Raw genomic sequence first — 21231 nt, forward strand, 5'->3', positions numbered from 1 at the left:
TTAAGGAGGGAGCGTCGACATTGCCATATCGAGCAGAACGGTTGCCCCGCGAAAAAGTTTTCCGCGACCCCGTTCATAACTATATCTATATTCAGCACCGAATCATTTTAGATCTGATCAACACCAAGGAATTTCAGCGACTGCGCCGGATTAAACAGTTAGGCACCGCATCGTTAGTCTTTCATGGTGCTGAGCATACTAGGTTTACTCACTCACTGGGGGTTTACGAAATTACCCGGCGCATCTGCGATAACTTTCAACGCAATTACCCGACAAAAACACCGGGCGATGGCCTCTGGGACGATAATGAGCGCTTAGTTGCCCTGTGCGCTGCCCTGTTACATGATATTGGACACGGACCGTACAGTCATACCTTTGAGCACATTTTTAAAACCGACCATGAAGCAATCACGGCTGAGATCATCACGTCGCCTACGACTGAGGTTAACCAAGTGCTTCGCCGTGTCAGCCCAGAGTTTCCCGCCCAAGTGGCATCTGTGATTCAAAAGACCTACCCGAACCCGCAAGTCGTGCAAATGATCTCCAGTCAAATTGACGCTGACCGGATGGATTACCTGCTGCGGGATGCTTATCATACGGGGACTAAGTACGGTACCTTTGATCTGACCCGGATTTTGCGAGTCATGCGGCCCTACAAGGATGGTATCTGCTTTGAAATCAGCGGGATGCACGCGGTCGAAGACTACATCGTCAGTCGCTTTCAAATGTATCAGCAAATTTACTTTCACCCGGTTTCTCGCTCAATGGAAGTTATCTTAAATCATCTGCTGAAACGGGCAAAAGAGGATTACGAATCAGCTAGCAACCGAAACGAACCAGCTGCGCCTTACCTGCTATTTCCATTTTTTAACCACGAATTTAACTTAGAGGATTACCTCTTGTTAGATGATGGCACACTGACCACTTACTTTGCGCACTGGCGCCAATCTAGTGATCCCATTTTAGCCGATCTAGCGCACCGCTTTTTGGATCGTAAACCACTAAAATCCGTCAAATTCGATGAAAAGACCAAATCAATCATTCCTGAACTACGCCAATTGATTGAAAAAGCCGGTTTCAATTCCACTTACTATACGGCAATCAACGACAGCTATGACCTGCCTTACGACGCGTACGAAAAGCCTACAGCACAGATTGAACTGATGCAAGCCGATGGTCAGCTCATCGAACTATCCACTGTTAGCGCGCTGGTCAATGCCATTAGTGGCAAATTTTCAGGTGATCAACGGTTCTTCTTCCCCAAAGAAATGTTGTCTTCTAAGCAAGACAACGTCGAACTTTTCGACCCTATTTACAAAGCCTTTCAGACCCATCTGCACAATGACTATATCATTTAATTAATTAAGGAGCATACTCATGGCAATCAAACTTATCGCAATCGACATCGATGGTACTTTAGTCAACGACCAAAAACAGTTGACCCAACACACGATTGACACAATCGCCAAGGCCAGACAAAAGGGCATCAAGGTCGTCTTATGTACTGGTCGGCCCATCACTGGTGTTCAGCAATACCTTGAACCACTGAATCTTAGCGGCGACAACGAATACGTGGTAACGTTCAACGGTAGTTTGGCACAAACGATTTCGGGTACCCCAATTGTCAGCCACAATATCACTTTAGAAGACTACATCGACCTCGAAACATGGGCCCGTAAATCTAATATTCATTTCCATATGGAAACTTTGAACTACATTTACACGGCTAACCGCGACATCAGCCCCTACACGATTGCAGAATCGTTCATCGTTAAGATGCCGATTCGCTACCGGACGCCTGAAGAAATCACGAATAAACTCACCATTTCAAAGGGGATGTTTATTGATGATCCTAAATTATTGTCCGAATTCATTAAGAATTTCCCCCAAGAACTAAAAGACCGTTTTTACGTGGTCCAAAGTGAACCCTACTTCTTTGAAGCCATGAATAAAAACGCCAGCAAGGGAAATGCCATTGCTGAACTCGCCACTAAGTTAGGCATTACCTCAGACGAAGTGATGGCCCTTGGTGATCAAGGCAATGATCTGACCATGGTCAAATACGCTGGTACTGGTGTTGCCATGGGTAACGGGATTGATGAATTGAAGGCAAACGCCCAGTTCATTACCAAAACTAACGAAGAAGATGGCGTCGCTTATGCCATCGAAAAGTTTGCGCTTTAATAATTAAAAAACGCACTTACAAATAAAGAAGACTCATCATCACAATAACCGCGGATGATGAGCCTTCTTTTTCGTCTTCACATTGTAAAAACAATTCCCAATACGATGAGTCCAATGGCGTTGATCAAACAAAACCAAGCATACTTATTCACCACGATTGGCCCATTTTTAAGCCGGCCAACTTCTCGTACGGGCACCTTTTCTTCTGGTAATGGGTCTTCTCCCTTGTGTCGACGTCTCCGCCACCCGGCAAATAAATGACCTTTCTCTAACACAAAAAACGCAGCCCCCATCAAAAAAACGAGGCCCAGCATAAACCAGGCATTAGCGACCACCAATAGCGACTGCCATGGTGCCACTAATAGTCCCACCACAACAATGACTGCTAGGGTCAGTATTGCCCACCGATATCGTTTTACACTTTTCACTTCAACTCACCTATTCAACAGTTATTGTGCTCTAGCATAGTTGAGATTCAGTAACTGTGCAAGAGCTTTTAAAATTCGGCTGAATTCAAAAAGACTGACCAGTACATAGAAATAAACCAAGTACTGGTCAGTCTTTTATATCAGATAACTACTTTATTCACTACGTAATGCCGTTGCAGCATCCTTCTTAGAAGCCATTCGGGCTGGAATATGACCGCCTAAAATCGTCAGAACCGTACTAATAATAATTAAGATCAGCCCTGCCCACGGACTAAGCTGGGCAACGTTACTAAGATTAGTTAAGCTCTTGATTACCGAATTGATTGGGAAAGTAGCTGCCCAAGCAACCACGATACCGATCACCCCAGAGGCCACCCCTAAAATCGCAGTTTCAGCATCAAAGACCCGGGTAATATCCTTCTTACGCGCACCTAAGGCTTTCAAAACCCCAATTTCTTTGGTTCGTTCAAGTACTGAAGTGTAGGTAATGATACTGATCATGATCATACTGGTAACCAGCGAGATTGCAGCAAACGCAATCAGCACGTAGGTAATGGCATTCATCAAGCCACCGGTCAGTTTGGAAACTGAACCCGCCATATCCGTATAAATGATTTTATTGGACTTTGATTTACCTTGATTGTAACCATCCAAGTATTTAAGCACTTGATCTTTATTCTGGAAGGTATTTGGGTAAATCATGATACTTGATGGCATTTTAGAGCCACCCAATGCATTTACCACTTGATCTTTATCCGTACTGCCGTTCAAGGTCTGGCCAGTCATGACATTTCGTGAACTTGCCCTTTGTGCCTTCACAATTTGTGAATTCGTATTTTGAGCAACAATCGATTTGGTCAACCGATCACTGTAGACGAATCCGGGGGCTAAAATGTTCTCTTCATTCGCGGACTTGACCCGCAATACGCCCACTACTTTCAGTGTTTTATTGCTGGTATTGTTATACATCGACCGGTAGTTAGTGTTGGGCAAATACATGCCCATTCTCTGCGTATAATAGGCATTGTTATTCACGGTCTTGAAAGTAGTACCAACAATTTTATTGAAGTTGACTTTCTGACCATCTTTAACATTAAAGCCTAAATTCTTTAACGCGTTAACGTTTGTTGAATTATCCTTATTGACAACCAGCACGACATCCGTTGCTTTGCTTGGAAAGTGACCAGCCAAAGCCCTAAAGTGGGTGTGCAAAAAACTGACATTACCTTTATTATCAGTTGGGTAAGAAGAAACGCCAATCCCCGCGGAGCTAGCCATCATACTGGAAACGTTAGGTGCGCCGGCTTTTTTCTGATCTTGATTAGACAATTGAACCGGCTTGATTTTACCGTTCACGTTGCGTAATAAATTCATCCCAGTGGTGTAGGTGTAACCAATATTTCGGCCATACTTTGGATTTAAGTTCTTAACGTAATCAATATATTTCTGCGAGATTTTATTGGTATGCTGCGATTTATCAGCTTCGCTCATCTCAGCAATCACCGCTTTATCCTTGGAGAAATGCTCGGTTTTATCACCGTTATTTCCCGTACTCTGCGATGCCATCTGTGAAATCGTCACGGGATACTGGGCTAACGTATTAGACTGAGTTTTATCGATCTGTTTTTGAAACCCGTTGGAAAGTGATAACACAATAGCAATCCCAATAATGCCAATACTGGATGCGAAGGCCGTTAAGAATGTTCGCCCCTTCTTAGTTCGAATGTTGGTATACGACAGCTTAAGGGCCGTCCAATAAGTCATTTTAGTTTTTTTAAGCGAGAACTTCTGCTTTTCTTCCTGCTCGTCATACGGTCGACTGTCGGCCTTAATTTTACCGTCAGCGAACCGAATAATGCGATCAGCATATTGATCAGCCAGATCAGGATTATGAGTGACCATAATAACTAATCGTTCTTTAGAAAGGTCCTTAATGATCTGCATGATCTCTTGGCTGGTTTCCGTATCCAAAGCACCAGTTGGTTCATCACACAGCAAGATTTCCGGATCGTTGGCAATGGCTCGGGCAATGGCCACCCGTTGCATCTGGCCACCAGAAAGCTGATTAGTCTTCTTATACATATGTTCTTCTAGGCCAACACGCTTCAAGGCCGTTATCGCGCGCTGCTTTTTCTCCGCACTGGAAACACCACTCAACGTCATCCCTAATTCGACATTGTCAATAATTCCCAGGTGACCAATTAGGTTGTAGCTTTGAAAAATAAACCCAACGGAATTATTCCGATAAGCATCCCAATCTGAAGCTTTAAATTGCTTGGTTGATTTTCCTTTAATAATTAAGTCGCCGGAATCGTATACATCCAGGCCACCAATGTTATTCAGCAAAGTCGTTTTCCCAGAACCGCTGGGGCCCAAGATAGCGACAAACTCCTGTTTCCGAAACGCAACTGAAACGTCATCTAGCGCTTTGGTAACAGTATCGCCAACATGGTAATATTTTTTTAAATGTTTAAGTTCTAGCATATTAGTACCTCCATATCGTAAAGGTGATTATAAACTATAATTGATAAATGTCAACTATTGATTTGTATTTAATAATACCGTGCGTCATTTCAATAATCTTACCTGCCATACTTTCAAGGTTATTATGCACTTTTTTAGTGTTAATTGCGCTATTTAACGCTAATTAACACTAGTCAAGATACGTTAACGCTGCTAAATTCGACACTAACATCAAAAAACAACACCATTTTTCAGCCAAAATGATCGCTGAAAAATGGTGTTGTTTATTCTGATACTTTTTACACTGTCCGTTAATTCAATTTTTAAGCTCTCACACCACCGTCAACGGTAAATTCACCGCCGATAGCGTACTTGGATTCATCACTGCCAAGGTAAACACAAATTTCACCGATATCTTTGGGTTCACCCAAATGACCAGCGGGAATGGTCTGCAAGATCTGGGCTTTAGCATCATCTGGCACAATATTCGTATCGATCCAGCCGGGATGCACTGAATTGACCCGGATTTTGATGCCGCGCCGTGCTAATGATGAGGCAACTGCCCGGGTCAACAGCCGGGTACCACCCTTGCTAGCGGAATAATCGGGCGCCATTGGCAAGCCAACTAGGCCGGCAACCGAGGACACATTAATAATGGAACCAGTCGCATTGTTAGTCTGCTTCATGGCGTTAATGCCGGCTTTTATACCCAGAAAGTTACCGGTTAAATTGATATCGATCACCTGCTGCCAGTCAGCCAACGGTTTATCTTCGATCGGTTTACCATCGCCACCAACCCCAGCGTTATTGACCAAAATATCCAGTTTACCGAACTTGGAGACAGTCGCATCGATTACCTTCTGCCAATCAGCTTCTTTGGAGACGTCTTGTTGCACGAATAAAGCCCGGTCATCACCAAATTTTGCCACGGCCTTTTTCCCACCGTCAACGTTATGGTTAGCAGTTAGCACCACGTTGGCACCTTCCCTGATATAACATTCAGCAATTCCTAAGCCGATACCAGCAACGCCACCGGTAATGATAGCAACTTTATTCTTTAAACGATCTGTCAAATTGATCACTCCTTAAAATGAATTCGGTTTCATTAGCATCTTATATTGTACAGACTTACAGTCGCTGCCACAAACTTTATGACTTTATTTTTTTGCTACACCCGTTACCAAGCTCTAAAATCGGTCAAAAAACCGCAACCATCAAAAGACGGCTGCGGCTTAATGGTTCATTTAGTTATCAACGTGAAAACGGTTGTTAAATAGCGGACTAACTGGCCGGTTTTCGTGAATTCGGATAATGGCATCACCAATCAGCGGACCAACGGAAATCTGGGTAATTTTATCAATTTGCTTTTCTTTTGGTAATTGAATCGAATCAGTAACGATCAGCTGCTTGATCGCTGAATTTTTAATCCGTTCAATTGCAGGACCCGAAAGTACGGGGTGAGTTGCACTGGCGTACACGTCAGTCGCACCCGCATCCTTCAAAGCCTGTGCACCTAAGGTAATGGTACCAGCCGTATCGATCATGTCATCGATCATGATGCAGTGTTTGCCCTTCACATCACCAATAATGTTCATGATTTCAGCAACGTTGGCTCTTGGCCGGCGCTTATCAATAATGGCAATTGGCGCCTTCAAGAATTCGGCCAGTGCCCGGGCACGACTAACACCACCATGATCAGGGGAAACAACAACTGCATTCTTATCAATGCCGTGGTTAATAAAGTAATCTGCCAATAATGGCGCACCCATCAAATGATCAACTGGGACATCAAAGAATCCTTGAATTTGCGCAGCGTGTAAGTCCAGTGCGACTACTCGGCTGATACCAGCCTTTTCCAACATGTTAGCAACTAACTTAGCTGTAATTGGTTCGCGAGACCGTGCTTTACGGTCTTGACGGGCGTAACCGTAGTATGGAATAACGACATTAATCGTTGCAGCACTGGCACGACGAAGCGCGTCCACCATAATCAATAATTCCATTAAATTATCATTGACAGGAGCGGAAGTCGATTGAATCACAAAAACGTGGCAGCCACGAATGCTTTCTTCAATGTTGATCCGGATCTCACCGTCACTAAAACGGTCAACTGATGTTTTTCCAAGTTCGACACCGACTTCATCAGCAATACGCTGAGCAAGGGGTTTGTTGGAATTTAACGCAAAGATCTTCAACTTTGGGTCATTATATTTCTCTGACATGGGATCCTCCAATGGCTAATTTCTAGATACAGTTTACACTAACTCACAAATTGAGTACATTACTTTTCTGGGTCGTATGGCAACTTTTTGAAATACCCTGGCTTATTAGTCTGCCGTGAACGGGCAATCGCCATATCGTACTGCTTCACTTCATCCGTAATGGTTGAACCAGCAGCAATAAAGGCATGGTCAGCCACCGTTAATGGGGCGATCAAATTCGAATTGCTCCCGATAAAGGCGTCATCGCCAACCGTGGTCTCATGCTTATGCGCACCGTCATAGTTGACAAAGATCACACCGCAACCAACGTTAATGCGTTTGCCTAAATGTGCGTTGCCGACATACGTTAAATGACCGACCTTAGTGCCTTCATCAATCGTTGCCTTTTTAACTTCCACGAAATTACCTAAATGCACGTTTTTGCCAATGTGTGATTCTGGGCGTAGATGGCTCATTGGTCCAATATTACTGCCATCTTCCATCTCGGAATCTTCTAAGTAAGAAGACGTCACCGTCACATTATCATGTAACACGGTATCATGCAACTCTGAGTGAGCCCCAATGTAACAATTATCACCAATAACCGTCTTGCCCTTCAGCAAAACACCGGGTTCAATGATGGTATCAGAACCGATTTTAATATTAACATCGATATACGTATCTTCAGGATTGATCAGGGTCACACCATTGTTCATGTGATATTCGTTGATCCGGCGTTGCATCACCTTAGTGGCTTTGGACAAGGCCACACGGTCATTAACCCCCATGGATTCTTCAAATGAAGGCATCCGGTAAGCCGCCACAATGTCACCTTGCGCCTTCAAGATTTCAATGACATCCGTCAGGTAATATTCCCCCTGTGCGTTGTGGTTAGAAATCTTATGCAGCGCAGCAAAAAGGGCCTTATTGTCAAAAACGTAAACGCCGGTATTGATTTCGTCGATCTCTTGTTCCTGCTTCGTGGCATCTTTTTGTTCCACAATTTTTTCAACGATGCCAATATCGTTGCGCACGATTCGGCCGTAACCGGTTGGGTCTGGTGCCTTGGACGTTAAAATCGTGGCAACCGCCTTTTTGGCTTCGTGATATTTGAATAATTTTTCAAAGGTCTCAGCCTTAAATAATGGCGTATCACCACTTACTACTAAGGTGGTCCCCTCTTGATCCTTCAACAGCGGTTCCGTCTGTAAAACGGCGTGACCAGTCCCTAGTTGCTGCTTTTGCAGGACATACTTGGTCCGGTCCCCCAACGTCTCTTCTACTTGTTCGGCACCATAGCCGACAACGGTGACGATTTGATCCATGTGCGTTTTTTCAACTTGGGTCAACACGTGATCCACCATTGAACGACCGCAAACCTTGTGTAAGACCTTGTACAATTTTGACTTCATCCGGGTGCCCTTACCAGCAGCGAGAATAATCGTATTTCTAGTACTCATTTAGACGAACTCCTTAATTTTAATAATGAAACTCATTTTTTTATTTTAATCGACGAATTGGGCAAGTCGCTCTGGTGTATATATTTGTTCAGCAAAATTTCCAGGGGTGACCTCCACGTGATCGTTGGTCGCGTGAATCTTAAGCAGTGACGTATAATCCGGCACACGTCGTTCACCCGCAAAACTGCCTTCAGCAAAAACGGCCACACCAGCTACTTTGGCATCAAATTCTTTGACCAGTGACTGCATACCACCGACAGTGCCGCCGCCCTTCATGAAATCATCCACGATTAAAACTCGTGAATCAGGCGCTAGGCTGCGTTTAGACAGGGCCATTTTTTCGATTCGGCTACTGGAGCCGGAGACGTAGTTCACACTGACAGTGGACCCCTCAGTAATCTGAGAATCGTGCCTGGCAATCACAAACGGCACGTTTAAATAATCCGAAATGCTTTGCGCAATCGGAATGCCCTTAGTTGCTACCGTCAAAACGGTGTCGACTTGGTCTGCTAAATACTGGGTGGCAATCAGCCGACCGACCTGCCGTAAAACATTCGGCCGACCCAGTAGATCTGACATGTACACGTAACCGCCGGGTAAGAATCGATCTGCTTCAGACAGCGATTCAATGACGCCATCAACAAACTCAGTCGCTTCTTTTTCGGGGATATACGGAATAAACCGTGCCCCGCCAGCTGCTCCGGGTACCGTTTCTAACAGACCAGTTCCCCGAAACTTCAGCGTTCGTTTTAAGATCGTGAGGTCCTCACTGATCGAAGACTTGGCTGATCCATAACGTTCCGAAAAAAAGGTCAGCGACACTAATCGATGAGGCCGCTCTAAAAGATACCGGGTCATATCAATCAACCGGTCGCTTCTTCTTACTTTCACTTTGGTTTCCTCCATGTCATTTAACAGCATATTTAATATTATTATTCTAGCATAAATGTTCGGGTTTAAGGAACAGATTCGTTGAATCTCATGATTTTATTAACAAACCTGTGAAGTTTATTCCTTTTACTTGTAAACGTAACCCCCAGATATACGGATACGCTTATTAAGATATCATTATAACTAAAAAAGCCCCAGTAACAGCTCTAACACTGTACTGAGACTTTTAATCTAGGCTCGAATGCGTTGATAAACCAGTGCACTGAAGTAAAAGAGCACTTCAATCACTGCGATGAAGAAACTGACGGGCCAATTAGTTACGTAACTGAGGTAAAGGCCCAACCAAACACCAATCAGAGAGAACACCACGGCGACACTGATCATCATCCCCACCGTATGGGCAAAATACTTCGCTGCAGCAGCCGGTAGCGTTAGCAGAATAAAGATCAGTAACGACCCGACAATCTGCGCGGCAACACTTACTGAAAAGGCCAGCAGGACTAAGAAGATCACGGACAAGGTTCGGGTCCATAACCCCTTAACCTGAGCCCCGATTGGATCAAATGAATCAAATTTTAAATAACGGTAAATGACCACCACGACCACCAGCACCGAAATTGACAGGATCATCATTTGGACGACGTTGGCCCGGCTGATGCCGATCACACTCCCAAATAAAATGCCGGTCGCATAGCTGGCATTACTGTCTGCTAGTGATAAGAATAAGATTCCTAGGCCGATTGCTAAAGCCGAAATCGCCGTAATGGAGTTTTCACGGCGCGACGATTTGGCACCCAATTCACCAACGCCAATGGAACTGATGGTGGTAAACAGCAGCATCCCGTTTAACGGCTGCCAGCCCATAAAGATGCCAAAAGCGGCACCGGCAAATCCAATTTCGGATAAGGTATGAGTTAGAAAAGACATGTTACGGGCAATCACGAAAACGCCCATAATACCCGAAATAATCGCAATCAAGGTGCCAGCCATGTAGGCATTTTGCATAAACGGATAACTAAGCATTATTCATCGCGCCTACTTTCTCGTTGGTTAACTCTGAAATATTGCCCGCTTCATAATGACCGGGACTCAAAAACAGGTAATGGTCACCGTAACGACGGGCTAACGGGATGTCGTGAGTCACAAAGATCACGGTAAGCTGTTGCTGTTCATTGATCTGCTTGACCAAATCTAATAATTCCGTTTTGGCGATTGGATCCAGACTGGCAGTTGATTCATCGAGAATCAGCAGTCTTGGCCGGTCAAGCAAGGCTTGCGCTAGATAAGCCTTCTGCTTCTCACCACCAGATGCTTGTCCCAACGGCCGACGACGGATATCAAAGAGTTTGGTTTCGGTCAAGATTTCATTCACGCGGCGCCGTTCCTTAGCCGTTAACCACGGCAGCCCTATTTTGGCAAAGTTCAAGCCCACAAAGTCTTGAATACTCAGGGGATATTCTGCATCCACGTTGCGAAACTGCGGTACGTAGCCCACTGGCACGGCTTGCCGGTTCGGCAAAAATTCTAGGGTGCCACTGGTTGGCTTCAGCTCTTGTAAGACCAACCGCATCAACGTGGTCTTCCCCACACCATTTTCACCAACAATACTTAAAAAATCGCCACGTTTCAAATCGTAGCTCAAATCGTTTAAAACTTGCTTATCAGGAAAGGCGAAGGATAAATGTTTTAATTGCAATATCGATTCAGTCATAAAAGCTCCTCAACAAAAAAAGCACCTTGATGTGCTTTTTAATTTACTGTAAATGGTAATGGTTACTATTTTATTGTAAAGGTTTCTGTAAAGAAGTCAATCTATTTTAAAGATACTGCTCTAAAAAGTCCGTCAGTACTTGCTGATAACGCTTTGGATCATGGGCATAGGCTTGAATATGCTGGGCGTTGGGGACAATGTAAGCTTCTTTGGGTCCGGCAATAGCATCGTACAAAGCTTTCGCATGCTTAACGGGGACCACCTGATCCGCTTCACCATGAATGATCAGTATTGGGACCATTGCGTGCTTAAGCTGGTCATCCACCCGTTCCTGACTCAACCTCGAACCGGTTCGAAAACGGGCCAGCCAATCAGCAATTGGCACGATGGGGTTCGCTGGTAGATGATAATCACGCCGTAACGTGGTCTTGGCCATTTGATAAATGGAAGCAAACCCTGAATCAGCCACCACGGCCTTCACGTTTTGCGGTAAGTGTTCGCCAGCCGTTGCCAGAACGGTGGCTGCCCCCATGCTAAAGCCCATTAAAACAATTTTGACGTTCGGGCCTAACTCCGAAACCACCTTGTTGATCCAGCGCAAATAATCTTTGCGGTCTGGCCAGCCAAAGCCGATTCGGTGGCCATCGCTTTCACCCTGCGCCCGGGCGTCTGGCATCAGCACGTTATAGCCATGGTCATGAAATAACCGGGCCAACGGAATCATTTGTTCTCTGGCATGATTGATACCATGAGCCAAAATTACGGCGCGCTGGCTTTCCTCAGCTGCCGGAATGTAACTGGCCCGCAACGTTAGCCCATCCGGCGTTGTCTGGCGCCATTCTTGAATGGGCTGTTTGAGGTACCAAACGTTATCGGTCGCCGTATTCTCTGACACTGCCTTATGGTGGCCCTTTTCCTTTTCAGAATCACTAATGTGCGTCAAATTATGGTAGACCGCCACACTAGCCGCCACTGCAGCCGTTACCCCAGTAGCTAACGCTGCAGCTGAAATTTTAATCCATTTAGACAAACTGGTTGCCTCCTTATAATGAGCGGACAAGATAAGCTTCGGGACAGAACCCACGGATACTGTTAAAGACCCGCTGAGCACGGGATTCCTTATTAAACACTGAAAATACGGTGGGCCCAGTACCGCTCATCACGGCCGTCTCGGCCCCGTAGCCCTGCATTCGTTCTTTGATTTGCTGAATTTCTGGGTACCGATGCACCGAAATGGGTTCCAATGCATTACCCATACTAGCCAGTAACTGATGGTGATCACCAGCAGCAATCGCATCCAGCACGCCGTCAATATTGGGGTGTGCTAGGCCATCATAGTTGATCTGGCGAATAATACTGGGCGTGGATACGCTGACGTTGGGTTTAGCCAAAACGATCCAAACTGGTTTTAGCGCTGGGTCCAATACATCAACTTGCTCACCTAGCCCAGTCACATGGGCAGTTCTGCTATAAACGCAGTACGGCACATCCGAATCCACTTTTAGACTTAATTTAGCCAGTTCCTCGATTGGCAGCTGAATATCCCACAGCCGGTTTAACGCCCGCAATACGGCAGCTGCATCCGAGGACCCGCCACCTAACCCGGCTGCCACCGGGATGTTTTTTTGAATCTTAATGTGTGCGCCATGGTTAACCTTAAACGTACGCTGAAGCAATGAAGCCGCTTGAAACGCGAGATTACGCTGATCATTAGGCAAAAAGCCAGAGTTAGACGAGACCACGATCTGTCTTGATCCGGTTGAACGGACTTCAACGTAGTCTGCGAGATCAATGGAGGTCATCACCATGTTCCACTCAGGCTGCCCATCAGCATGGCGAAACGGTGTATCGAGGCCCAGGTTCACTTTGGCCGCTGCCTTTTCCACTATTATCAAATTTTGATCACCTACACTTCAGTCAGAATCGTTTACTTATAAGTTACTGCTCCCTTAAGTTGTGTTATTAGGGATATTATACTCGAAATAAACAAGGTGTGAAAGAGGGGTGTTAAGAGACTGGAGCCTAACGAAGAACGGGTGTAAATTCTGGTCTTGGAATTTATACTCGTTTTTCGTTAGGTGCAAGTCTCTGCCCCTCTTTCACCCGATTAGGCTATAAAGCAGTCAAAATGCACCAACCAAAAAATCCCCACTAGAAAATAGTTCCTAGTGGGGATCACTTAAATTGCTAATCAATAATTTTTAATAAGCTGTCGTACTCCGCAGAATTTCAGGATCCCGGTTGCTCATCAGCAAGCCGTGACCGCCGTTATCAAAGTTCAATGATTCAAATTCACGGTGGGAATTAAACTTTGTGTACTTAAAGTCGCTGGCCTTTAATGAACCATTTCCATTCAGCTTCTTAGCTGGGAAACTGGTAATAGAATCGTCGGCAACTAGGTAAAGCCGACCGTTGTGACCGTTGTAGCCCATAGCTTGTTCATGAGTACCAGGACGATGGTCGAATAATTGCTTGGTTAGCCGGAAATGAACTGACTTAGACCCAATTGTCCCTTTGTAGACTTTTACTCTGGAACCAGAAACGGTCCAGTAAAAGGCGTTACCACTGTGATCAAAGGTTAGATCATGGCCACCGGGAACATTAGCCCCGTGGTTTGACATATGGAACGTAATGGCTTTATTGGGTGTTAATGATGAGGTGCTGATCCGTTGCAGAGTCGACTCACGGGTGGCACTCATGGTTGTATCACGCCACATATAAAGTGATTTACTCTTCTTGTCATAGGCTAATGATTGGCCATGACCAGTAGTGAAGATACCACCGACTTTAACAGCAGAACTACCAGACTTGCTATCTAATAAACCTTGCTGTTTCTCAAGTGACATCTTGCCCAATTTGTTCAAATCATAACGGACAACAAAGCCCTTATTTTTCATTCCTGCTGCGTAATGCGGCTGGTAAACAACGTACAGATAATGACCGCCATCATAAGCAGATGACTGCGGATTAGTCATATCGTACTTGTCACTGTTCTTTGCGGCGTCAGCACGGGGAAAGACATACTTCGTTTTCAACGTCCATTTCTGGTTACCACTGACACTTTTAATCGTGTTACTGATACCCGAACCACCAGCATAATTGCCGGCCTTAACAAATCCCGTTGCTTTATTGTCCACAGTGCGCAGACTCCCTGAAGAATACTGCGTAATCGCGTTACTTCTTTGCGTATATGACGCCGCATTGGCAGTCATACCAGCACCGAATAAGGCAAGCGTACCAACCACGGCACTTGTAACGATCCCTAAATGTTTCATTTAAAAATTCCCCCCAGAATTAGAATTGGTTATAGCTTACCCATCTATAATAACGCTCTTGAACTCATTTGGCGGAACAAAAAAACCACTAAGGACAATTTTTCGCCTTTAGTGGTTAATTTATGTATAAAAAAAGGCCTCAAAGGCCCGTTTTTACTGATTGTCATCCTCACCTTCGTCACCGAAGTTAACCTGAATATTCTGAGTTAGGATATCAGTATAACTATAGGAAACGCGTTCGAATGAATTTTCATCTTGGTCCAGATCCACAACGAAGACGGCCGGATAAGTTTCCTTTAGAATTCCGTGTCGTTCCGTTGTCTTTTTGCGCCCTGCCTGGGCGACGACCATAAGCTCTTGACCAATATGCGTTGAAAGCCGGTCCTTAATAGTTGCTAAACTTGTTGGCATGACCTCACCCCTTGTGTGAAACATTTTAACATCGTTTCACAAAAAAGTCAAATTATACCACAACACTTTATTTACAACAAGTATTTTATTATGAAAAATGAGATTTAAATCCTTTCACGACAGGATTTTACCGGCTCAAAACACTGTTGGCCAAATTCAACCGCCTGATTCTAAAGCAAACCCTCTTCATGCAGAGCGTTAACCAGCACGATAAACTGCTCAATGGTCAGTCTTTCAGCACGAATTTGTGGCGAAATCTTCACCTTGTTTAACACGTTAGTAATGCGGTCCTTAACGTCCTGATCCTTACCAAAAATAGCGCACAGATTATTCCAAAAGCTCTTGCGCCGGTGCATGAAACTACCCTTCACAAATTTGGAAAAGGCTTTTTCATCAAACGGTGCCGGATCAAAGGGTGCCCGTTTCGTCATAGTCACAATGGCTGAATCAACGTTAGGCTGCGGGATAAAAGCTGTCCGCGGTACTGTAAAGGCCACTTGCGCGTCCGTTCGATACTGCACCGCAATGGACAGCGAGCCATACGCTTTAGTCCCAGGAACGGCAACCAGCCGGTCAGCCACTTCCTTTTGCATCATGACCGTAATTGAATCGAACTGAATACCGCTTTGCAGCACGTTCATCAAAATCGGCGTCGTGATGTAATAAGGTAAATTAGCGACTAATTTTAACGGCCGGTCTTGGTCAAAATTCTCCTTGATGACCTTGGGGAGGTTAGCCTTCAAGATATCCTGATTGAGAATCGTAATATTGTCGTACTGCGATAAGGTTTCACCCAAAATTGGGACTAACTGCTCATCAATTTCAAATGCTAGGACATGATGGCTGTTTTGAGCTAAGAATTCCGTCAATCCACCAATTCCTGGGCCAATTTCGATCACGTTATCTTTCTCAGATAGTTCGGCAGCCTGAACAATGTGCTCCAAAATATTAATATCGGTTAAAAAATTTTGTCCTAGGCTCTTTTTAATGTTTAACCCATAACGGTTGATAATCGCCTGCGTCCGAGCTGGACTGGCAATCAATGGTGTATTACTCATTGGCGTTCATCCTCCTCTTGGTCAATCTGTTTGATAGCCTGCCAAAATGTCTCTGAACTGATCTGAAACATCTGCAGTCGCTTTTTCAGTTGTTTGCCGTTCACGTAACCGATTCGTAGCAACTCGCCTAAGGCTTCACGGCGGGCTTTAGCTGCCGGGCCGCCAACTAGACGGGCGTGAATCAAATCGGCTTGGCTAATGTTTTCCACGGTTGAATCGCCTTCAGTATAGACGTGGGCTAAGGCTTCGCGAATTGCTTCTGGGCTGGCATGTTCTACGCCCAGCGACCCACCAGCTTTGGTTGGAACGCCCTCCGCTTTGGGTAAGAAAGCGTGCTTGGCATTAGGCACAACTTCGGCCACAATTTTGCGAATCTTTTCACCGGAAAAATCAGGATCGGTAAAAATGATGATGCCGCGCTTCTTAGCAACTTCGGCAATCAGATCTAAGGTTTCTTCCGGTACTGCCGAGCCACGGGTTTCAATCGTGTCAGCGTTGACTGCTTTGGCAATTTGTTTGGTATCGTCTTTTCCCTCGACTACGATCACTTCTTTAATGGTTTTCACTCTCAGACTCCTTAATCTTAAAAAATCGGTGTGCGTTTTGCCAAGTAGCTGTGGCAATCTCTTCTGCAGTCGTTTGGCGTTCTTTGGCTATAGCTTCTACGGTATAACGCGTAAAGCCGGGTTCGTTCTGTTCCCCACGATGGGGCTCAGGTGTCAGGTACGGCGCATCCGTCTCCACCATCATGCGATCAAGCGGTGTGGCCCGAACAGAATCATGGACTTCATGGGCGTTTTTAAAACTGGCAACCCCTGAATACGAGATCATCATCCCTAGATCCAAGAACTTCTTCAACCATTCCGGGTCCCCGTTAAAGCTGTGCATCACACCGCCCGTTTCTTGGATACCCACTGACTTGATGATGTTGTAAGTATCTTCAAACGCGTCCCGGTTATGCACCACGATGGGCAGGCCGTGATCCTTAGCAATTTCAATTTGGCGTTTGAAGACTTTCCGTTGAACATCCTTGGGTGAACTGTCCCAATGATAGTCCAATCCAATTTCGCCCAGTGCCACGACGCGGTCCTCTTCTAACTGCTGCTCTAAGATCTTTTCTTTGTCAGCATCGTAGAATTTTGAATCTTCTGGGTGCCAGCCAACAGCAGCGTGCAGTTGCGGATATTCGTGAGCTAAGCGAACCGCATTTTTATTGAGCTCGGTATTGGACCCAACAATGGTCATCTTGACCACGCCGAGATCAGCTGCCCGAGCCAAATAACGCGGCACGTCGTTAATAAATTCTTCGCTGTTCAGGTGGGTATGTGAATCAAAAATTTTCATTTTTTTCTCCTGCATTGAAACAAAAATCCGAATATTCAATGATCTGAATATTCGGATTTCGCCTTCCGCTAATTACGAAAGTTTAGTTATTATTCGACTGTGGACCCGTTCTTGATGCTTTCAGGCACCGTCACGAGTTGAACCTTGCCTTCAGAATCTTCTGAAGACAGTAACATTCCTTGGCTGACTTGACCACGCATCTTGCGAGGCTTCAAGTTAGCTACAATAATGACCTTTTTACCGAGGAGATCCTTAGGTTCTGGATAGTATTCCGCAATGCCAGATAAGATCTGACGGTCATCAGCATCGCCGGCATCCAAGCGGAACTGCAGGAGCTTATCGGCCCCCTGAACCTTTTGGACGTCAATAATTTCAGCCACTTTTAATTCGATCTTTTCAAAGGCATCGAAGCGGACCTGCTTTTTATCAGACTTCAATTCCGTGTTCTCGGGATTCCAAACACCAGAATTAGCTTCCTGCTTAGCAGCTTCCATGGCAGCCCGGCCCTTCTTCTTGTCAGACTTAGTCATCTGAGCGGCGATAAAGGCAACTTCTTCCTTAGCGTCGCGCCGTGGGAAGATTGGGGTGCCCTTTTCAACTACCTTGCTGTTCTTAGGCAGACTGTCCATGGTCAGTTCTTTCAAATTGATATCGGCATCAAACGTCAGCCCTAACTGTGACAGGATCTGCTTTGGTGCGTGGGTCATCACGGGGCTCAAGAAGTAAGCAATCACCCGCAGACTGGCTGCTAAATGCGCCATAACGGCACCTAACTGATGCTTACTGTCATCATCGTCATTTTTAGCCAAGATCCATGGTTCGGTCTCATCAATGTACTTGTTCGTCCGGGCGATCAGCTTCCAAATTTCAGCCAAAGCATCGGACAAATGCAAGTTATCCATTAATTTGTGATAGTTAGCCATCGTGGTTTCAGCAGTGGCTTCCAGTGATGCGTCAAATTCAGTCACGCCGGCTTCATAAGCTGGAATCACGCCATCTTCGTACTTGTTGATCATGGCTACAGTCCGGTTCAATAGATTCCCCAGATCGTTGGCTAAGTCGTAGTTCAACCGGTCAACGAAGTCTTCTGGTGTAAAGGTACCATCGTTACCATAAGGCATTGCCCGAATCAGATAATAACGGACGGAATCCAAACCATACCGGTCAACTAAGGTCTCTGGGTAGATCACGTTACCCTTCGACTTGGACATCTTACCGTCCTTCATCAATAACCAATTATGACCAAAGACCGTCTTAGGGAGTGGTAAGCCTAAAGCATGTAAGATAATTGGCCAGTAAATTGTGTGGAAACGCACGATTTCCTTACCGACCATCTGAACGTTGGCTGGCCAGAACTTCTTAAAGAGACTGTCATCGTCAGTGCCATAACCAAGTGCCGTAATATAGTTGGTCAAAGCGTCCAGCCAAACGTAAATCACGTGCTTTGGATTAGATTTGACCGGAATTCCCCAGTTAAAGGTCGTTCGTGAAACAGCTAAGTCTTCCAAACCAGGTTTAATGAAGTTATTGATCATTTCGTTCATCCGGTTTGCCGGTTGAATAAACTCTGGGTGCTGCTTGTAATAGTCTAACAACCAGTCAGCGTATTTGCCCATCTTAAAGAAATAAGACTCTTCTTTAACCAGTTGTACTTCATGGCCACTAGGCGCTTTACCACCAATAACTTTACCGTTATCATCGCGGTAAACTTCGGCCAGTTGAGTTTCAGTAAAGTACTCTTCATCGTCGACTGAATACCAGCCTTCATATTCGCCTAGGTAGATATCGCCCTGGTCTTGTAATTGCTGGAACATCTTTTGAACGGCTTTTTCATGATAATCATCCGTCGTGCGGATAAACTTATCATTTGAAATTTCCAGCGTCTTCCATAGGTTCTTGATACCGGCAGCCATTTCGTCAACGTAGGACTTAGGATCAGTCCCTAATTGTTCCGCTTTTTCCTCGATCTTTAGACCATGTTCATCGGTCCCCGTCAAGAAGAAAACGTCGTAGCCAGTGGCACGTTTGTACCGTGCTAAAGCATCGCAAGCAATGGTGGTGTAAGAATTCCCAATGTGCAGTCTCCCAGATGGGTAATAGATCGGTGTGGTGATGTAATACGTAGGTTTGGTTTCTGTCATGTAAAAACAGGCCCCTTTCAGTCAGTTTTATTTTTTAAATTAATTTCTTTTTGCTTCTAGAAAGTCTCCAATATTATAGCATATCTGACAAGTCTGAGAAACGCTTCTCAGGTATCGACGGCCAGTTTTACGCCAAATATCAAACGACTGCTTAATAATCAGAACAGACTCATTTGCTGAGGGCCTAATCCTGACCACGATAAATGCAGCAAGTCTCGCAGCGCCAGCGCGTTGGGGGCGGCGTCACCGCCAGAATTATTATTGAAAACCACGCACACTTCTTGAACCTGATCCGCTAATGCAGTAACGGTCTGCGCAAACGCTGCGAGTTCGTCGGCACTGTACTTATACAGCGTGCGAACGCCGCGCCAGTCTTTACCCTGATGAAACCAGCCCTGTTCGTTGCGGCCGTGCAGCCGCAGCAGTGCTAACGACTCATCCGCCACCTTGGCGACAAACGGGACACCATCGTTTAAACGATGCGGTTCATCCACGATTACGTGGGTCATGTTGAGGCTCTTTAAATAACGCATCAGATCAGCCGTCAGCGCTGGGTCGTACCAGCTAGGGTCACGAAACTCTACCGCAATGGGAAGATCAGCCATCTGGTCACGAATTTCAAACAGCCACTGCAGATTCTCAGTCGTCCGCTGGAAAAAAGGTGGAAATTGGAACAGCACCGTCTTTAATTGATGGGCATGGACCAGTGGCCGAACCATTCGGTGATACTCATAAAAAGCGCGTTTCCGGTCTTCATCACTGACCGCGTCTTGACCAATATCATGCTTGGTCATCAGTTTATTGGCTTTGAGAATAAACTGAAAGTTTTCCGGTACCTGTTTTTGCCAGTTGATCACGGTACTTTCCCTAGGAATCCCGTAAAACGGGGTGTCCAATTCCACCGTCGGCAAAACGGCGGCATACTCTGGCAGCGTCACATCTGACTTAGCGTTTTGAACTAAGGCTGGGTGCTCTTTGAACGTTGTTAACCCAATTGTAATCATCGCACACCCTCCTTTTTATTTGCGAAACGTTTATTGCTGCTTTTTTAAATAACGATCGACCCGGTGATCTGGCACGATCCAAGGAACTAGGCAGCCAAAACAAAAAATGGCTGAAAATGGTGGCCAGATGAACGCTAAAATGATGCCACCGAGCGCCATCCCCATTGAAAACCAGGACTTACGGCTTCCCTGACCAAAGAACTTAGTAAATACCGAATCTGGCTTGTGCGCAGCTAGAAGGGTCTTCACCAAAATATAAAAACTAATATTGACCGCCAAAAAGACGATTCCCATCGTTGCTTCCGGAGCAGCGTATTCCGTGTGGCTCCCAGCCCAGGCCGTTGCAATCGGCATCAGACTGATCGTCAGCAAGAAGAAATTATTCGCCCACAAAACGCCGCCGCTGATGGTTTTCGTAATTTGAAATAAATGGTGATGGTTATTCCAGTAAACCGTGACGGTCAAAAAGCTCAGCAAATACAAGATCAGCTTATACCGTAACGGCCATAGAGCCCCAAAAGTCGTTCCTTTAGGCTCCGGAATTTCCAGCACTAAAATCGTGACAATGATGGCCATCACGCCATCGGTGAACGCCTCTAACCGCGATTTACTCATAATCGTACCCCCGTGTTTATGTATGACCGGCTAAACCGGTCAAAA

At 45.4% G+C, this 21231-nt stretch carries 20 protein-coding genes; 2 read left to right on the top strand and 18 right to left on the bottom strand.

The genetic code is table 11. The annotated features are described in order from the left end of the window. The first annotated feature begins 20 nt into the window (after positions 1-20). Both FFM73_RS06115 and yidA read left to right on the top strand, forming a co-directional pair. On the top strand, positions 21-1358 hold the full coding sequence (locus FFM73_RS06115; RefSeq protein WP_137630897.1) for an HD domain-containing protein: 1338 nt from the start codon (positions 21-23) through the stop codon (positions 1356-1358). 19 nt (positions 1359-1377) lie between these two features. Continuing rightward, complete coding sequence (gene yidA / locus FFM73_RS06120) at positions 1378-2184, top strand: sugar-phosphatase (RefSeq protein ID WP_137630898.1); 807 nt, start codon at positions 1378-1380, stop codon at positions 2182-2184. Between the two features lie 77 nt (positions 2185-2261). Here yidA and FFM73_RS06125 read toward each other — a convergent pair whose 3' ends face one another. From FFM73_RS06125 to FFM73_RS06210, 18 genes are all read right to left on the bottom strand, one after another. Continuing rightward, a complete protein-coding gene (locus FFM73_RS06125) occupies positions 2262-2612 on the bottom strand; it encodes a DUF3899 domain-containing protein (protein WP_137630899.1) in 351 nt (116 codons plus the stop codon). 153 nt (positions 2613-2765) lie between these two features. Continuing rightward, a complete protein-coding gene (locus FFM73_RS06130) occupies positions 2766-5096 on the bottom strand; it encodes an ABC transporter ATP-binding protein/permease (protein ID WP_137630900.1) in 2331 nt (776 codons plus the stop codon). 302 nt (positions 5097-5398) lie between these two features. Next, positions 5399-6148, bottom strand: a complete 750-nt coding sequence (locus FFM73_RS06135; RefSeq protein ID WP_137630901.1) for a glucose 1-dehydrogenase — start codon at positions 6146-6148, stop codon at positions 5399-5401. Between the two features lie 171 nt (positions 6149-6319). After that, the gene (locus FFM73_RS06140; RefSeq protein ID WP_137630902.1) at positions 6320-7297 is read right to left on the bottom strand and encodes a ribose-phosphate diphosphokinase; all 978 of its coding nucleotides are present in this window, start codon (positions 7295-7297) and stop codon (positions 6320-6322) included. Positions 7298-7356: 59 nt separating this feature from the next. Then, positions 7357-8736 (bottom strand): bifunctional UDP-N-acetylglucosamine diphosphorylase/glucosamine-1-phosphate N-acetyltransferase GlmU, encoded by a 1380-nt coding sequence (glmU, locus tag FFM73_RS06145; RefSeq protein ID WP_137630903.1) that lies wholly within the window; start codon positions 8734-8736, stop codon positions 7357-7359. 45 nt (positions 8737-8781) lie between these two features. After that, positions 8782-9627: a pur operon repressor gene (gene purR / locus FFM73_RS06150; RefSeq protein ID WP_137630904.1), complete on the bottom strand. Its 846-nt coding sequence runs from the start codon at positions 9625-9627 to the stop codon at positions 8782-8784. Positions 9628-9858: 231 nt separating this feature from the next. Beyond that, complete coding sequence (locus FFM73_RS06155) at positions 9859-10650, bottom strand: metal ABC transporter permease (protein ID WP_137630905.1); 792 nt, start codon at positions 10648-10650, stop codon at positions 9859-9861. After that, positions 10643-11338 carry a metal ABC transporter ATP-binding protein gene (locus FFM73_RS06160; RefSeq protein WP_137630906.1) on the bottom strand — a complete coding sequence of 232 codons (696 nt, stop codon included), beginning with the start codon at positions 11336-11338 and terminating at the stop codon, positions 10643-10645. Before FFM73_RS06160 ends, FFM73_RS06155 begins: the two co-directional genes overlap by 8 nt. 106 nt (positions 11339-11444) lie before the next feature. Then, positions 11445-12368, bottom strand: coding sequence for an alpha/beta hydrolase (locus FFM73_RS06165; RefSeq protein ID WP_171001221.1), 924 nt, complete (start codon positions 12366-12368; stop codon positions 11445-11447). 13 nt (positions 12369-12381) lie between these two features. Beyond that, the gene (gene ispE / locus FFM73_RS06170; RefSeq protein ID WP_137630908.1) at positions 12382-13233 is read right to left on the bottom strand and encodes a 4-(cytidine 5'-diphospho)-2-C-methyl-D-erythritol kinase; all 852 of its coding nucleotides are present in this window, start codon (positions 13231-13233) and stop codon (positions 12382-12384) included. Positions 13234-13539: 306 nt separating this feature from the next. Further along, positions 13540-14613 (bottom strand): hypothetical protein, encoded by a 1074-nt coding sequence (locus FFM73_RS06175; RefSeq protein WP_137630909.1) that lies wholly within the window; start codon positions 14611-14613, stop codon positions 13540-13542. Positions 14614-14766: 153 nt separating this feature from the next. Beyond that, positions 14767-15024 carry a Veg family protein gene (locus FFM73_RS06180; RefSeq protein WP_137630910.1) on the bottom strand — a complete coding sequence of 86 codons (258 nt, stop codon included), beginning with the start codon at positions 15022-15024 and terminating at the stop codon, positions 14767-14769. A gap of 170 nt (positions 15025-15194) precedes the next feature. Continuing rightward, the gene (rsmA, locus tag FFM73_RS06185) at positions 15195-16082 is read right to left on the bottom strand and encodes a 16S rRNA (adenine(1518)-N(6)/adenine(1519)-N(6))-dimethyltransferase RsmA (RefSeq protein ID WP_137630911.1); all 888 of its coding nucleotides are present in this window, start codon (positions 16080-16082) and stop codon (positions 15195-15197) included. After that, positions 16079-16648 carry a ribonuclease M5 gene (rnmV, locus tag FFM73_RS06190; protein ID WP_089137311.1) on the bottom strand — a complete coding sequence of 190 codons (570 nt, stop codon included), beginning with the start codon at positions 16646-16648 and terminating at the stop codon, positions 16079-16081. Before rnmV ends, rsmA begins: the two co-directional genes overlap by 4 nt. Continuing rightward, positions 16635-17426, bottom strand: a complete 792-nt coding sequence (locus FFM73_RS06195; protein WP_137630912.1) for a TatD family hydrolase — start codon at positions 17424-17426, stop codon at positions 16635-16637. The genes rnmV and FFM73_RS06195 overlap by 14 nt, the downstream gene beginning before the upstream one ends. Before the next feature lie 89 nt (positions 17427-17515). Continuing rightward, complete coding sequence (gene metG / locus FFM73_RS06200; protein WP_137630913.1) at positions 17516-19567, bottom strand: methionine--tRNA ligase; 2052 nt, start codon at positions 19565-19567, stop codon at positions 17516-17518. Positions 19568-19725: 158 nt separating this feature from the next. Then, positions 19726-20571: a DUF72 domain-containing protein gene (locus FFM73_RS06205; protein ID WP_137630914.1), complete on the bottom strand. Its 846-nt coding sequence runs from the start codon at positions 20569-20571 to the stop codon at positions 19726-19728. Between the two features lie 30 nt (positions 20572-20601). Then, positions 20602-21186, bottom strand: a complete 585-nt coding sequence (locus tag FFM73_RS06210) for a TMEM175 family protein (RefSeq protein WP_137630915.1) — start codon at positions 21184-21186, stop codon at positions 20602-20604. Between the last annotated feature and the right edge of the window lie 45 nt (positions 21187-21231).

This window comes from Secundilactobacillus hailunensis (genome assembly GCF_005405185.1).
GTDB lineage: Bacteria > Bacillota > Bacilli > Lactobacillales > Lactobacillaceae > Secundilactobacillus > Secundilactobacillus hailunensis.

What these genes read in the sequence shown, in the direction of transcription:
- yidA (WP_137630898.1), top strand. Translation starts at nt 1,378, where the DNA reads ATGGCAATCAAACTTATCGCAATCGACATCGATGGTACTTTAGTCAAC.
- FFM73_RS06130 (WP_137630900.1), bottom strand. Translation starts at nt 5,096, where the DNA reads ATGCTAGAACTTAAACATTTAAAAAAATATTACCATGTTGGCGATACT.
- FFM73_RS06140 (WP_137630902.1), bottom strand. Translation starts at nt 7,297, where the DNA reads ATGTCAGAGAAATATAATGACCCAAAGTTGAAGATCTTTGCGTTAAAT.
- glmU (WP_137630903.1), bottom strand. Translation starts at nt 8,736, where the DNA reads ATGAGTACTAGAAATACGATTATTCTCGCTGCTGGTAAGGGCACCCGG.
- FFM73_RS06155 (WP_137630905.1), bottom strand. Translation starts at nt 10,650, where the DNA reads ATGCTTAGTTATCCGTTTATGCAAAATGCCTACATGGCTGGCACCTTG.
- FFM73_RS06160 (WP_137630906.1), bottom strand. Translation starts at nt 11,338, where the DNA reads ATGACTGAATCGATATTGCAATTAAAACATTTATCCTTCGCCTTTCCT.
- FFM73_RS06175 (WP_137630909.1), bottom strand. Translation starts at nt 14,613, where the DNA reads ATGAAACATTTAGGGATCGTTACAAGTGCCGTGGTTGGTACGCTTGCC.
- FFM73_RS06180 (WP_137630910.1), bottom strand. Translation starts at nt 15,024, where the DNA reads ATGCCAACAAGTTTAGCAACTATTAAGGACCGGCTTTCAACGCATATT.
- rsmA (WP_137630911.1), bottom strand. Translation starts at nt 16,082, where the DNA reads ATGAGTAATACACCATTGATTGCCAGTCCAGCTCGGACGCAGGCGATT.
- FFM73_RS06195 (WP_137630912.1), bottom strand. Translation starts at nt 17,426, where the DNA reads ATGAAAATTTTTGATTCACATACCCACCTGAACAGCGAAGAATTTATT.
- metG (WP_137630913.1), bottom strand. Translation starts at nt 19,567, where the DNA reads ATGACAGAAACCAAACCTACGTATTACATCACCACACCGATCTATTAC.
- FFM73_RS06205 (WP_137630914.1), bottom strand. Translation starts at nt 20,571, where the DNA reads ATGATTACAATTGGGTTAACAACGTTCAAAGAGCACCCAGCCTTAGTT.
- FFM73_RS06210 (WP_137630915.1), bottom strand. Translation starts at nt 21,186, where the DNA reads ATGAGTAAATCGCGGTTAGAGGCGTTCACCGATGGCGTGATGGCCATC.